Origin of the sequence: Mesorhizobium abyssinicae, assembly GCF_049887195.1 — a bacterium.
GTDB classification, from domain to species: Bacteria; Pseudomonadota; Alphaproteobacteria; order Rhizobiales; family Rhizobiaceae; genus Mesorhizobium; species Mesorhizobium abyssinicae.
The window spans coordinates 14,693-28,091 of record NZ_JARAKC010000020.1; the positions used below are offsets into that span (position 1 = coordinate 14,693).

General features: G+C 60.8%; 12 protein-coding genes. 6 read left to right on the forward strand and 6 right to left on the reverse strand.

Annotated elements, in window-relative coordinates:
* Window positions 1-294 precede the first annotated feature (294 nt).
* On the forward strand, window positions 295-579 hold the full coding sequence (locus PU724_RS27570; RefSeq protein WP_426213694.1) for a hypothetical protein: 285 nt from the start codon (window positions 295-297) through the stop codon (window positions 577-579).
* Between the two features lie 23 nt (window positions 580-602).
* Here the strand turns inward: PU724_RS27570 and traG are convergent, their stop codons facing one another.
* The 3 genes from traG to PU724_RS27585 are packed head-to-tail and all read right to left on the reverse strand — an operon-like array spanning window position 603 to window position 3,023.
* Window positions 603-2,516, reverse strand: a complete 1,914-nt coding sequence (gene traG / locus PU724_RS27575; RefSeq protein WP_354424678.1) for a Ti-type conjugative transfer system protein TraG — start codon at window positions 2,514-2,516, stop codon at window positions 603-605.
* Window positions 2,513-2,746, reverse strand: a complete 234-nt coding sequence (locus PU724_RS27580; RefSeq protein WP_354424680.1) for a conjugal transfer protein TraD — start codon at window positions 2,744-2,746, stop codon at window positions 2,513-2,515. The genes traG and PU724_RS27580 overlap by 4 nt, the downstream gene beginning before the upstream one ends.
* Window positions 2,736-3,023 carry a TraC family protein gene (locus PU724_RS27585; RefSeq protein ID WP_354424682.1) on the reverse strand — a complete coding sequence of 96 codons (288 nt, stop codon included), beginning with the start codon at window positions 3,021-3,023 and terminating at the stop codon, window positions 2,736-2,738. The genes PU724_RS27580 and PU724_RS27585 overlap by 11 nt, the downstream gene beginning before the upstream one ends.
* Before the next feature lie 219 nt (window positions 3,024-3,242).
* Here PU724_RS27585 and traA point away from each other — a divergent pair, with 219 nt between their 5' ends.
* On the forward strand, window positions 3,243-7,859 hold the full coding sequence (traA, locus tag PU724_RS27590) for a Ti-type conjugative transfer relaxase TraA (protein ID WP_354424684.1): 4,617 nt from the start codon (window positions 3,243-3,245) through the stop codon (window positions 7,857-7,859).
* A 340-nt stretch (window positions 7,860-8,199) separates the two neighbouring features.
* Here the strand turns inward: traA and PU724_RS27595 are convergent, their stop codons facing one another.
* Window positions 8,200-8,430: a helix-turn-helix domain-containing protein gene (locus PU724_RS27595; RefSeq protein WP_354424686.1), complete on the reverse strand. Its 231-nt coding sequence runs from the start codon at window positions 8,428-8,430 to the stop codon at window positions 8,200-8,202.
* A 448-nt stretch (window positions 8,431-8,878) separates the two neighbouring features.
* Between PU724_RS27595 and PU724_RS27600 the strand changes: the two genes are divergently transcribed.
* A complete protein-coding gene (locus PU724_RS27600; protein ID WP_354424792.1) occupies window positions 8,879-9,787 on the forward strand; it encodes a nucleotidyltransferase and HEPN domain-containing protein in 909 nt (302 codons plus the stop codon).
* A 300-nt stretch (window positions 9,788-10,087) separates the two neighbouring features.
* Here the strand turns inward: PU724_RS27600 and PU724_RS27605 are convergent, their stop codons facing one another.
* Both PU724_RS27605 and PU724_RS27610 read right to left on the reverse strand, forming a co-directional pair.
* Window positions 10,088-10,384 (reverse strand): MlrC C-terminal domain-containing protein, encoded by a 297-nt coding sequence (locus PU724_RS27605; RefSeq protein WP_354424688.1) that lies wholly within the window; start codon window positions 10,382-10,384, stop codon window positions 10,088-10,090.
* A 24-nt stretch (window positions 10,385-10,408) separates the two neighbouring features.
* A complete protein-coding gene (locus tag PU724_RS27610; protein ID WP_354424690.1) occupies window positions 10,409-11,110 on the reverse strand; it encodes a response regulator transcription factor in 702 nt (233 codons plus the stop codon).
* Between the two features lie 430 nt (window positions 11,111-11,540).
* Here PU724_RS27610 and PU724_RS27615 point away from each other — a divergent pair, with 430 nt between their 5' ends.
* From PU724_RS27615 to PU724_RS27625, 3 genes are all read left to right on the forward strand, one after another.
* A complete protein-coding gene (locus tag PU724_RS27615; RefSeq protein WP_354424692.1) occupies window positions 11,541-11,840 on the forward strand; it encodes a hypothetical protein in 300 nt (99 codons plus the stop codon).
* 152 nt (window positions 11,841-11,992) lie between these two features.
* On the forward strand, window positions 11,993-12,712 hold the full coding sequence (locus tag PU724_RS27620) for a LuxR family transcriptional regulator (protein WP_354424694.1): 720 nt from the start codon (window positions 11,993-11,995) through the stop codon (window positions 12,710-12,712).
* A gap of 90 nt (window positions 12,713-12,802) precedes the next feature.
* Window positions 12,803-13,369, forward strand: a complete 567-nt coding sequence (locus PU724_RS27625; RefSeq protein WP_354424696.1) for an acyl-homoserine-lactone synthase — start codon at window positions 12,803-12,805, stop codon at window positions 13,367-13,369.
* Window positions 13,370-13,399: the final 30 nt, after the last annotated feature.

Consider the following 13,399-nt stretch of genomic DNA (forward strand, 5'->3'; position numbering starts at 1 on the left):
GGCGGCGCCACATACCATGCCACGCCTGCTGCGGACACTGCCCCGTCGGAGGTCGGATCGCGCCCCTACGGCCTGTGCTTGCCTCGATCTCTCTTGCGACTTAGACTCTCGCATATTCGATGGTTTGGCTATGATGGCTAATCGAGAAAACCTGCGCAAGCGATCACGCGAGACGAGGTGATGGGCGAAATTCAGCCTGCTGCCGGCAAGAGCCCACGGCCCGGACGGACAAACCCGGTTCTTCACCTTCTGCGGTTTTTCGCCCGCTTGCTCACCGCCATTGTCGTCGGAAGCATGCTGACCTTGTTTTACTGTGCGTGGCACCTGACCTTCTTTGCGCTTTGCATGTTCCGCCCTGTCGTCAATCTGCTTGTCCTTGCCGGGCTCGTCATGGCGCCGCTCTCGGTGGCGGCTTTTGTGAAGCCCGAAGCCGCGAACGGGATGCCGTTCTGGGCCTTTCTCCTGATGGCGGTCGGCTTCATCGGCTTTGCCATGGGCTATTCGAAGTTTGTCGACTGGTTCATGCCGCCGGGCGAGTCCGATCCTTTCGAACGCTATGACCGGCGCGGCTGCCGCTGACCGTTCGCGTGACCTTCTCGTGCTCACGGTTTGACGAACCGGTTGGCCTTGGCCGCCTCGTTCATCTCCTTGCGCCGGAAATAGATCGCGCGCCCGCAGCGGATCGGACTGTGGCCCTGCACGATGATGATCTGCTCATCCTTGCGCATGGACTGGGTAATCTCGTGCGGCATGATGAGCGGCCGGCGCTGGAAGTTCACGCTTTCCGATTTCCGCGAACTCGTATTTTTCGTGTCCCAGCCGATGTTGCGGGAGCTTCCTTTGACCTCGACGGTCATTTCCCCGCACTGCGCCGAGACGTTGCGCGCCGTGTCGAGCGCCTTGATCGCCGCATAGCTCGCGAAGGCGCAACCGTCGATCCATGATGTCGCGCCGTCTTTTCCAAAATGCCGCTCCATCTGACCAACGGATTGGTACATCAGCATCATGGAAATTCCGTATTTCCGGCCACGGTCGCGCGCCTCCTCCAGAACGCGCATGTAGCCGAGCAGATCGACCTCATCGAGCATGAACAGCGCCCGGCGCTTGAAGCCGCCATCGGCCTGGATCATGGCATTGATCAGCGAGCCGATGATCACGCGGCCAATGCCTGGATAGGAGCGCAGGATCGACGCCGGAATGTTGAGGAAGACGTCTTTCCTCGAAGATACGATATCGCTCGACCTGAACGTGTTGCCGCAGACAAGTGCCGCATAACTCTCGAGAGACAGCCATTGCGTATCCTTCGATGCGGTCGAGTAGACGCCCGAGAACGTCTGCTCGGTCATGTTGGTGAAGACGCCAAGGGTCTCGCGGATGAAGGCCGACGCCGAGTGTTCCTGAATGTCGCGCAGCATCGCCAGTACCGACGGCTCCGGCTCGGATACGATCTGCCGCAGACTGCGCAAATTGCGCCGGCCGGCATATTCCGGCGACAGCATCACATGGGCGAGAAGCCCGGTCAGGAGATTGTGCGCCTGGTTCTGGAAGTAAGCGCCAGTCGCGCTTTCGAAGCGCATGCTTTCCGACAGCAACATATGCGCGACGCCGACAATGTCCTCTTCCTTCTGACGCGAGTTCTCGATTCCGTCGAGCACGTTGAAGCCCGTGATCGGGTTCGTTGGATCGAGCACCATCACCTCGCGGCCGAGCGCGCGGGTTCTGTGCTCGACCACCATCGGGGCGACCTCGGTAGAAGGATCGAGGCAGATCAGCGGCCCGGTATAACGCAGCGCCGTCGGCACCACATTGCTTGTGGTCTTGAAGCCACCGGACCCTGCGAAGAAGAGCATATGGGTGGAATCGAAATCCTGTTTGTAGGTGAGCAAAGGTGACTTGCCGCCTTGCCCCCAGGTCGCCGCATCGTTCGGAACGAACGGCAGCCCGTGGACGATTTGCTTGTCGACCCGATAGCGCTCGCCGACGACGATCTCGCCATCCGGCGGAAACAGTTTTTGCGCCGCCGGCATCGACAGCCAGTCCGCGTCCCCGAAGGTTCCGCGCCTGGCGCGTTTCACAGGTTCGGGCACGACGGTTGAGATGCGCGCGGCGACCGCCACCGTCATGAAGCCGGCGACCGCGCCGATGACGGCAACCATGTCGAGATAGGACAGCGCCTGGTCCCATGACACCGCGCCGCTCTCCACCGATGGGGCAAGCCGGGCGAACTCGCGCAGCGCGTAGAAGCCGACGACGGCCAAAAAACAGACAAGGCTTGCCATCGCGACCGGCCTTCGCCGGTGCAATGGCAATGCCCAAACGGCCAACAGGCCGACGAGCGGCCCGAACACAAGCGCCGGCACGGGCGATGCCCGCATGAACCAATACTCGGTCTTCCCTGACATGCTCGCGGCCAGTTCCGACCAGCGCCAGCCAACCACATAAACGGCGAATGCGGTGACTGCGACCGGCGCGACAACGAGCAACAGGCTTGGATGTGGTTTTGCCTGCACAGTCATTCCACCGTCTCCACAATTCGAGGTGATCCGCGGTCCTGCGCACCAGCCTTGAACGCTTCCTCGCCGATATCGCGCAGCCGTCGATGCTCGGCCGTGCCTGGCGAGACGCTCGCCAGTTCGAGAAGGCCTCCTAGCAGAAATGCCCGGTCCGCTTTCGACAGACCTGCTCTGACCACGATGCCACCGAGCAGGAACTTTTCTCGGGCCTCGCGCTTACGGTCAGCCATCATGAGAAACCTCCGCCGTCGTTCCAGTCCCGCGATCTGCCGATCGACGCGGCGGAGCAGCTGCGCCGGCCGGCCCTTCCTTTTCTCCTTTGCGAAATCGCGCCGCGACTTCTTCGAATATTCGGTCGACCTCCTCATCGGGGATCTCCATTTCCGCCGGACCGGATTTTGTCGCTGCACGGGCAAAGCGTTCGGCGGATTTCGCGATCATCGTTCGCTTGCGCTCGCGCAGCTTTTCGATTTGGGCGTCGATGTCGGAAATCGATGATTTTGCAGCCATTCCAGCTTCCTTCCGTGTTGGAGCATCTGAACGCTGGCGACCATACTATCTGTTTTCTGATAGTAAAATAGGCTAGGTTGGATCACCTCGAAACATCGCAGCCGGAAATCTCAGCCGTGGCCGTGTTCCGGAAGGCGGCATCGGCCCTTCGGTCCGATCGATTTGAGGGCGCAATATACGTCGCTCACGCGACGTGCTTGGGAGATTGGCAAGACCGTCGTGGCGATCATGTTCGTCAGAGCGCAGGTGATCAGCAGAGGAGCGGGACGCAGCATCGTCTCGGCTGCCGCCTATCGCCATCGCGCCCGCATGGTGGACGAACAGACCGGCACATCATTCAGCTATCGCGGCGGCGCATCGGAGTTGGTGCATGAGGAACTGGCGCTGCCCGACGACAGTCCCGCTTGGCTGCGGATCGCCGTCAAAGGGAAGTCCGTTGCGGCCGCCAGCGAAGCATTCTGGAACGCCGTCGATGCCTTCGAGACCCGCTCGGATGCCCAGCTCGCCCGCGAGTTGATCATCGCGCTGCCGGAGGAGCTGACGCGGGCGGAAAACATAGCCCTGGTGCGCGAGTTCGTTCGCGACAATCTGACGTCGAAAGGCATGGTGGCCGATTGGGTGTTTCACGACAAGGACAACAATCCGCACATCCACCTGATGGCCGCATTGCGGCCACTGACCGAAAAAGGCTTCGGGCCAAAGAAGGTGCGGGTGCTCGGCGAAGACGGCGGGCCACTGCGCGTCGCCACACCCGATAGGCCGAACGGCAAGATCGTCTACACGGTCTGGGCCGGCGACAAGGAAACCATGAAGGCCTGGAAGATCGCCTGGGCCGAAACCGCCAACCGGCATCTGGCGCTTGCCGGACACGAGATCCGGCTCGACGGACGCTCCTATGCCGAGCAAGGCCTCGACGGCATTGCGCAGAAACACCTCGGTCCGGAGAAGGCAGCGCTCGCGCGCAAGGGTATGGAGATGTATTTCGCCCCGGCCGATCTCGCGCGCCGGCAGGAGATGGCGGACCGCCTGTTGGCCGATCCCAAGCTTCTGCTGAAACAGCTCGCCAATGAACGCTCCACCTTCGATGAAAAGGATATTGCCAAGGCGCTGCATCGATATGTCGATGATCCGGCGGATTTCGCCAATATCCGTGCCCGGCTGATGGCCTCGGACGACCTGGTGCTGATGAAGCCGCAGCAGGTCGATAGTGAGAGCGGCAAGGCATCGGAGCCGGCGATTTTCACCACGCGGGAAATCCTGCGCATCGAATACGACATGGCACAGTCGGCGCGCGTTCTTTCCGAGCGGCGGAGTTTCGCTGTCTCTGATCTAGCCGTTGCGGCGGCGATCGAAACGGTCGAGACACAGGATCCGCAAAAACCGCTTCGCCTCGATCCCGAGCAGGTTGATGCCGTTCGCCATGTCACCCGTGACGATGCCATCGCGGCCGTCGTCGGACTTGCGGGCGCGGGTAAGTCGACGCTTCTCGCGGCCGCTCGCGTCGCCTGGGAAGGCGAAGGACGCCGGGTGATCGGTGCAGCCCTTGCCGGCAAGGCGGCGGAGGGACTGGAGGACAGTTCCAGCATCCGGTCGCGCACGCTGGCATCCTGGGAACTGGCGTGGGCCGGGGGACGCGAACAGCTCAACCGCGGCGATGTGCTGGTCATCGACGAGGCCGGCATGGTCTCCTCGCAGCAGATGGCGCGCGTCCTGAAGATCGTTGAGAACGCCGGTGCGAAGGCCGTTCTGGTCGGTGATGCCATGCAGCTTCAGCCGATCCAGGCGGGCGCGGCGTTTCGCGCGATCAGCGAGCGGATCGGTTTCGCTGAACTTGCTGGTGTGCGTCGGCAACGGGAGGCGTGGGCGCGCGAAGCCTCGCGTCTTTTCGCCCGAGGTAAAGTCGAAGAGGCTCTCGATGCCTATGCCCAGAATGATCGCATCGTCGAGACCCAAACGCGCGCCGAGCTCCTCGAACGCATCGTTGCCGATTGGACCGGTGCCCGCCGCGACCTGCTTCAGAAATCCGCCGATGGCGAGGATGCGCCCCGTCTTCGTGGTGACGAATTGCTTGTGTTGGCGCACACCAATGAGGATGTAAAACGTCTCAACGAATCCCTGCGCAAGGTGATGATGGAGGAGGGCGCCCTGACTGAGGCGCGTGAATTCCAGACCGCGCGCGGGCTTCGTGAATTCGCCGCAGGCGATCGGGTCATCTTCCTGGAAAATGCCCGTTTCCTCGAACCGCGGGCAAAGCGGCTTGGGCCGCAGTATGTGAAGAACGGCATGCTCGGATCCGTCGTTTCGACCGGCGACAAGCGAGGCGGCGCACTGTTGAGTGTCCGGCTCGACAATGGCCGCGACGTCGCCATCAGCCAGGACAGCTATCGCAACATCGATCACGGCTATTCGGCGACCATCCACAAGTCTCAAGGGTCGACCGTAGACCGAACCTTCGTTCTCGCCACCGGCATGATGGACCAGCATCTGACCTATGTGTCGATGACCCGCCATCGCGATCGCGCCGACCTCTATGCTGCGCGGGAGGACTTCGAGACAAAGCCGGAATGGGGACGCAAGCCGCGTGTCGATCACGCCGCCGGCGTCACTGGCGAACTGGTCGAGACCGGTCAGGCGAAGTTCCGACCGCAGGATGAGGACTTTAAGGAAAGCCCCTATGCCGATGTGAAGGCCGATGACGGAACCGGCCATCGTGTCTGGGGTGTGAGTCTGCCGAAGGCGCTGGCCGGAGGTGGCGTCTCGACCGGTGACACCGTCACGCTCCGCAAGGACGGTGTCGAAGCCGTCAAGGTGAAGGTGCCCGTCATCGATGAAAAGACGGGGGAGAAGCGCTTCGAGGAACGCGAGGTCGAGCGCAACGTCTGGACTGCGAAGCAGGTCGAAACCGCCGATGCGCGTCAGAAGAGGATCGAGCGGGAAAGTCATCGGCCGGACCTGTTCAGACAGCTGGTCGAGCGCCTTGGTCGATCCGGCGCCAAGACGACGACGCTCGATTTCGAAAGCGAGGAAGGCCACCGGGCGCATGCGCGTGATTTTGCGCGGCGACGCGGCATCGACACGCTTGCCGGGATCGCAGCCGGGATAGAAGAGGGTGCGGCGCGGCGGCTGGCGTGGATTGCGCAGAAGCGGGAGCAGGTGGCGAAGCATTGGGAGCGGGCGAGCATCGCTCTGGGTTTCGCGATCGAGCGGGAACGCCAAGTCTCGTACAACGAGCAGCGAACCGAATCCCTCTCGGCAGAAGTCTCGTCGGCCGGAAAATATCTGATTCCGCCGACCATCGCGTTCGCCCGCAGCGTTGACGAAGATGCGCGCCGCGCGCAGCTTGCCTCGGAACGGTGGAAGGAGCGGGAAGCGATCCTGCGGCCGCTGCTGGAGACAATCTATCGCGATCCGGATCATGCGCTTTCGGCGCTGACCGCGATGGCATCGGACGCCACAATCGAACCACGCGGGCTTGCTGATCATCTGGCGAGCGCGCCGGAGAGGCTCGGCCACATGCGCGGGTTCGACCGGTTCGTCGATGGCCGTGCTGCTCGCGATGAAAACGCCGCCAAGGCCGCCCTGTCGGAATTGTTGCCGCTCGCTCGCGCCCATGCGACCGAGTTCCGTCGCCAGGCCGAGCGCTTCGGTATCCGCGAAGAGCAACGCCGCGCGCATATGTCCTTGTCGATCCCGGCGCTCTCGAAACCGGCAATGGCGCGTCTGGTCGAAATCGAGGCGGTCCGCGACCGCGGCGGGGACGACGCCTACAAGACGGCCTTCGCCTATGCCGTCGAGGACCGCCTGCTGGTTCAAGAGGTCAAAGCCGTCAACGATGCATTGACCGCACGTTTCGGCTGGAGCGCCTTCACCGCGAAAGCGGATGCGGTTGCCGAGCGCAACATGGTCGAGCGCATGCCGGAGGATCTTGCCCCCGATCGCCGCGAGAAGCTCGCCCGACTCTTCGCTGTCGTTCGGCGCTTTGCCGAGGAACAGCATCTGGCCGAGAGACAGGACCGCTCCAAGATCGTCGCCGGCGCCAGCGTCGCATCGGACAAGGAGACGATTACCTTGTTGCCGATGCTCGCTGCCGTAACGGAGTTCAAGACGTCGGTGGAAGAGGAGGCGCGGGAGAGGGCACTCGCCGCTCGGCACTATCGTCATCATCGCGCGGCGCTCGCCGAGACGGCGACGCGCATCTGGCGCGATCCGGCCGGCGCGATCGGCAAGATCGAGGAGCTGGTTGTGAAGGGCTTTGCCGGTGAGCGGATCGCCGCGGCCGTCAAAAATGACCCCGGCGCCTACGGCGCGCTGCGCGGAAGTGATCGTGTGCTCGATCGCCCGCTGACCGTCGGCCGGGAACGGAAAGGAGCGCTCAAGGCTGTGCCGGAAGCGGTGAGCCACGTGCGGTCGCTCGGCGCTTCCTTTGCCTCCGCTCTCGACAGCGAAACCCGAGCTGTCGCCGAAGAGCGTCGGCGAATGGCGGTTGCCATTCCCGGCCTGTCGCAAATGGCCGAGGAAGCCCTCAGGCAACTCGTGACGGCGAGCAGAAAGGGGAGTGTCGAGCACAACGTCGCCGCTGCGTCGATCGATCGTACAATCCAGCGCGAGTTCGCGGCGATCAGTCGGGCGCTCGACGAGCGCTTTGGCCGCAATGCACTACTCCGCGGCGAGAAGGACGTCCTCAATCGCTTGGCACCGGCGCAGCGGCATGCCTTCGAGGCGATGCACGAGCGTTTGAGGGTGTTACAGCAGACGGTTCGAACCGAAAGCACCCGGGGGATTGTTTCGGAGCGACAGCAGCGTGTCATCGATCGCGTGCGCGGCGTCACCTATTGAGAACCGCAGGGAGCAAAGAAGTGACCATGAGCCGAACAAGTGAACCGCACTCGAGAGGTCGTCTGCCCGACATTGTCAACCAGATCCTCACCTCGGCCCCGGCCGTCGGCACGGTGCAGAACTATGAGCTTGATGAGGCAGGATTCCGCACGGCGGAGTATTTGCGGGGAGGGTCCGTCATAGCCCGCAAGAACTCGTTGCTAGGTCGGTCTAGGAGGATTTCATGCGCCTGAGTTCGAGGAGTCTGAGACATAAGCGATCCAATGACAGACTTGAATTCCTCGTGAGCCGCCGATGCGGAACCGCGCTGGGAAGCACTCGCCGGTGATGCCGCTGCCGCTTATCGAGGGGGCTCCTCTATTGTATAGCCCGCGGAACGGATGGTGCGGATGAAAGTGTGGGGTAAGGCCGTCTTGAGCACCTTCCTGAGGTGACTGATATGGAGGTCCACGGTGCGGGTATCGACATTGTCCCTGTCGGTCCAGACCGTCTCGATCAGTTCATCTTGCGAAGCCGGCCTCCGCCAAGATGTGGCCGGAGACCAGGTAGAACTCAGGATCAGTGGCTTCATCAGCGCGCCTGCCTTAAACAATGTGCTCGCTCTCCGGCGCGCAGGCTGCAGGTTGCGGAAGGGTCCCAATGGCCCTTGCCAAATCGTTCTTGCCAACCACTCCAGTCAGCGCTCTATAACGATCAACAATTCGACGTTGCCGTGTAAACCCATATGCTGGTCATGAAAACTCCTGCAGACGTCTTGTTGGAAAGGACTCCCAATTTGTTGGGAACTCTAGGGACAAAGAGCCCGTGCGGCCTCACCGGTCAGGCGTGAGGGTGCTGACGTGCTCTCCTAACAGACCTGCGTATCCCAACGCGTGGGCAATTCTTGCTATTGCGAGGGGCAAGATTGGGCGACACAAGCAAAGCAGGCCTCGTAGCCCCATCCGCCTCCCTTCGCGCAGCGATAGGAGAAGCGTTCCAGCCGGCGTATTACTTTAATCCGGATTGTAACCCCACCAATGATGAAGACCAGCATCGATCATTTGCCGGAGAAAAAGCAGCGTGAGCTTGGCCGGATCATGGAGCTCATCCATGAAGAATTCGACGACGCCATTGCGGACGGCACGACCGAGTTCAAGAAGAAGGGCCGGATCCTCAAGGTGATCCTGTTCGGCTCTTATGCGCGTGGCGATTGGGTCGATGAACCGCATACCATGAAAGGGTACCGGTCAGACTACGACCTGCTGATTATTGTCAACAATCGGAAGCTCGCCGATTTCGCTTATTGGTACAAGGCAAAGGATCGTCTTATTCGCGATCGAGGTTTAGAGACGCCGACAAACTTCATCGTGCATTCGCGCCGCGAAGTGAATACGGCGCTGCGCGGAGGACAGTACTTCTTCACCGACATTCGCCGCGACGGCGTCGTGCTTTACGAGCTTGATGACGAGCCGCTGGCCGAGCCGAAGGCGCTTAGTCCTGCGGCAGCCTATAAGTTTGCTGACGAGTATTTCGATGATCGCATACCAAGCGCAGGGGATTTTCTCGAAGCCTTTAGATTTGCTCTGGAGAAACGACGCCTTAAGAACGCATCCTTCCAGCTACATCAGGCGATTGAGAACGCCTATGCGGCGCTTCTTTTGGTGCTCACGAATTATAGCCCGCCCTCACACAAACTCACATTCCTTCGGGCGCTTGCGGAGGAACAAGACCGGCGGCTCGCCGAAGTCTGGCCGCGCGACCAGCAGCGTTACCGCGCATGGTTCAACACGTTGAACGAGGCCTATGTCAAAGCGCGATACTCGAAGCACTACGACATCAGCGAAGAGGCGCTTGGCTGGCTCGGGGAGCGCACCGCAAAGTTGCACAGGCTGGTCGAAGAAATCTGCCGTGCCCACCTGGCGCGGTTGAAGGATGCCGCGGGCGTCTGAGCTTGGGCCGCCTTTAAGATTGTTCAAATGGCCCGCGTCTTACGGGATTTTCCAAAGGCAACGGCCCTGATCTCAGGTTCAGGGAATTCGTGCTCCGGCCAGAATCGGCCTCTTTTCCAATGCAGCAGACCGGGGGTGTAGTAGCCGATCCCCGGTGTCGCGACCCCGATCGGTGTGCCGATCCCGGCGAAATTCAGCTTGTAGTAATATCCGATTTCACGACGACGAAATCCTGGGTCGAGACATCGATGCCTTGGCTGGCAAAAGCTTCCGGATCGTGCGTGAAGCCTGGCTTGCACGTCAGCACAATGTTGGCCAGTCATCGACAACCAGCACCAGGGTGCGGCCAAGCGATATTTCTTCCCCAGCACCGAACGGTCCACCGATCACAAAGGGACCGTCGCTGATTGCCGCGACCACGCCGGAAACCTCGAGTGGCACGAAACCTGGCGTCGACCGTCCGCCGATATCGAGCGTGACCCAAGCGCCAGATTCCGGATGGGCCTTGGCGAGGGCACGCCCGCGAGCATGGAATTCGGCAAGAGGGCCGCTGCTGGTCTCGGCGGCTCCTGGCAAGATCATTGGCACCTTGGCCATCGCAGCGCGGCAAGATTCTGTTGCTCAGCTGCCATTCGCATAATCAAGCATATAGCCGGCGGACCGGACCGTTCGGATGGAGACGCCGGGCCCCACCTTTCGCAAGGATTTGCGTAACCGGCTGACGTGAACGTCCACCGTGCGTGTGTCGACGTGGATGTTGCTTGGCCATGCGGCCGCAATCAGGTCCTCGCGGTTGAAAACTCGCCGCGGATTCTCGAGCAGGTGTCGCAACAGGCGAAATTCTATCGCCCCGAGCTGGATCTCGCTTTCGCCACGCCGCACGCGAAAACTGTCAGGGTGCATTTCCAGGCCCCCGAAACTAAGAACGTGGTGGCCTTGAACATTGCCGCGGGCGACAGAGATACGCTGCGACCGCAAGGAAGAAAGCAACTTTGCCGGCACCAGGGGCCGCACCAGGCTGTCGTCCATGCCCGCTGTCAAGAGTGCAATGTGCTGGTCTTCCGCGCCCGGTGCGATCAGGGCGATAAGCAGGATGGCACGGGTGATCGGGTCCTGTTTCAGCCGGGCACACAGCGCGGCGGCCGGAAGCCCGCCCGGACGACAATCCAGGATGACCGCCGCGGGGAGTGTCTCCCTCGTCCGTTCAGCCGCCTCCTCGATATTGCCGGCGAGCTCGGTTTTGTAGCCGTCCATGCCAAGGATGTGTTCCAGGATCATGTAGAGTTCTGCGTCTTGTGAGCAGATAATTGCCACTGGCTCCATCGACAGCCCTGCTCCCGGTCGAAAGCGAGCGAGTCCTGATATTCGAGAGCGCGCGCGGTCGCTCTCCTCTCGCCGGAACTTTAGATTTTGTTGCGTTTCCGAGCTCAAAGGACACAGTCAAAGTTGACCGTTACCGCAATCGATGACGGAGGCAAAGGTGGTAGAATTACCACCTTCGCAAGGCATCTTTTTCAGGTTTGGAGCACTTCCCGCGATTTGCCTTTGCCGCCTCGATCTGAAATACTCTTTGTCACGCCAAAGGGCGCTCTACGGCATTCATGCCGCGCGCCTTTAACTGCAAGGCTAGGGACGGCACGACTATGTCCGGGCAAATGCCCGAGACCGTGGCTCACTTCCGTGGGTGATCAACGTCCGGCCTGCTGGCTTATACTCAGCCCCGCGCCGGACGCACCCTGCGGGAGATTTTGGCGTGGCACAACACGATAACGAAGACCTACTGGCCGGCGGCAATCCGCTGACACTTTGGCATTTTGCCGATCCTTCTGAGGCCGTCGACGCGGCTATTGCCCTTTATGGCTCGGGAGCATCGCTCGCAGCTGCATCGGCGGCCTTCACGGCGCGTTATGCCGGTCGCGACGATGATTTTCGATTCTGGTTTGCCGTCTTTTCACAATTGAGATATCGGGAGGGTGAGGGGTCGTCAAAGCAAGAAATTGCACCGCCTTTCGAGGAGCCGCGCGCCCCACAGCATAGTAGAAGAAAAAACTGAAATCTTCTGGCTTTTTGAATTTTCAGCACCGCTAATGCTGCCGGTTTTAGCTTGCGTTGTAGGTCGCGGCGGCTCAAAAGTCACCTTTGACAAGCTCTGTACATCAGAAAGCTCACATCAGTTCAGTGGCATTCAAGCAAGGAGAGCGCGGCATGAATACCACGCACGTACTTCAGGACGCATTGCAGCTGGCCAACGCCGCGACCGTCCAATCGCTCGTCGAGCTTTATCGCGCGGCGGTTCGCCATTTCGGATTTAGTCACTTCATTGTGACGGGGTTGCCGAGCCAGGGGCAGCGTTTCGAAGACTTGATTCTAGAACACTTCTGGCCCGAAGACTGGATGTCGCATTACGTGTCCTGCGATTATATCCGGCGCGACCCGGTCGCGATCGCCTCAGGGATCTGTAAGGCGCCCTTCGCCTGGAAGGAGGCTAGGATATACACCGACAAGCTAAGCTCTGCAGGCGATCGCATCATGATGGAGGCGGCCGACGTGGGCCTTAAAGACGGCGTGTGTGTGCCCATACCTGTTCGCAACGCGCTTGCTGGCTGCATTTCGCTGTCAGGGGAAGAGCCGTTCACCCAGAAGGATGCCCTAGAGCCCGTTAACGTTCTTTCACTTACATTCGCCAGCAGACTTCAACTGCTGGTCAACCACAGCCGGCCCAAAATTCTAACACTCTCAGACCGAGAACGCGAAGTGCTGACCTGGGTGGCCGAGGGCAAGACGGCCTGGGAGATATCCCAGATCCTTGGCATATCAGACTCCACGGTGAACAAACACATCGCCGGTGCAATGCGGAAGACGGGATCCGTCACCCGTTCGCAGGCAGTAGCTAAGGCTTTGACCGCGATGGAGATTGCCGGCTGAACGGACCGTGCGCGTCAATGGCTAGTGCTGGCAATAGCCGGTGCGAGAATTCCCCCAAAAATGCCGCTCCGAACAGGAGTGGCCAAAATCATGATTCGCCTGATCACAGGTATCGCCGATCCTCGCAACCAGGACCTCCTGGAGGAACATTACAGGCTACGCCATAAGATATTTGTCGGCGAGCGTGGCTGGGCCGCGCTCGCCCGGCCTGACCAACGCGAGATCGACGCCTACGATACTCCCAACACTATTTACGTCCTCTCAATCGAGGACGGGCATGTCGTCGGCGGCTATAGGTTTCTGCCGACCACCGCTCCCCATCTTCTCGATGATCATTATTCGCAGTTGGTTGACGGACCGGTGCCGCGTGGCCGTGGGATCCACGAGTGGTCACGGTTTTTCATAAGAAAGGATCGACGCGGAGGGAAACTTTTCGGGCAGCTGATCGGCTCCGTTCCCGGGGCGTGTAAGCTCCTGGGCATTTCCAGCCTAACAAGTGTGATCGAGCCTAATTGGCTGTCGCGGTTCGAAGCCGCAAGTTTCCATTACCGGCTACTCGGGCCATTGATCGAGGCCGCCGGCAATCAGTTAGCAGCGGTGCAAATCGATATTCAAAAAGCTTCGGTCTCGGGCCTCGCAATCAGCTGCGCCGGCTGACACAGGCTTCTGCGAGCGAGCACATGATTT

Excerpts from the sequence above, each read along its gene's own strand:
- PU724_RS27605 (WP_354424688.1), bottom strand. The coding sequence starts at position 10,384 with ATGGCCAAGGTGCCAATGATCTTGCCAGGAGCCGCCGAGACCAGCAGC.
- PU724_RS27595 (WP_354424686.1), bottom strand. The coding sequence starts at position 8,430 with ATGAAGCCACTGATCCTGAGTTCTACCTGGTCTCCGGCCACATCTTGG.
- PU724_RS27585 (WP_354424682.1), bottom strand. The coding sequence starts at position 3,023 with ATGGCTGCAAAATCATCGATTTCCGACATCGACGCCCAAATCGAAAAG.
- PU724_RS27610 (WP_354424690.1), bottom strand. The coding sequence starts at position 11,110 with ATGGAGCCAGTGGCAATTATCTGCTCACAAGACGCAGAACTCTACATG.
- PU724_RS27570 (WP_426213694.1), top strand. The coding sequence starts at position 295 with ATGCTGACCTTGTTTTACTGTGCGTGGCACCTGACCTTCTTTGCGCTT.
- PU724_RS27600 (WP_354424792.1), top strand. The coding sequence starts at position 8,879 with ATGAAGACCAGCATCGATCATTTGCCGGAGAAAAAGCAGCGTGAGCTT.
- PU724_RS27620 (WP_354424694.1), top strand. The coding sequence starts at position 11,993 with ATGAATACCACGCACGTACTTCAGGACGCATTGCAGCTGGCCAACGCC.
- PU724_RS27580 (WP_354424680.1), bottom strand. The coding sequence starts at position 2,746 with ATGATGGCTGACCGTAAGCGCGAGGCCCGAGAAAAGTTCCTGCTCGGT.
- PU724_RS27625 (WP_354424696.1), top strand. The coding sequence starts at position 12,803 with ATGATTCGCCTGATCACAGGTATCGCCGATCCTCGCAACCAGGACCTC.
- traG (WP_354424678.1), bottom strand. The coding sequence starts at position 2,516 with ATGACTGTGCAGGCAAAACCACATCCAAGCCTGTTGCTCGTTGTCGCG.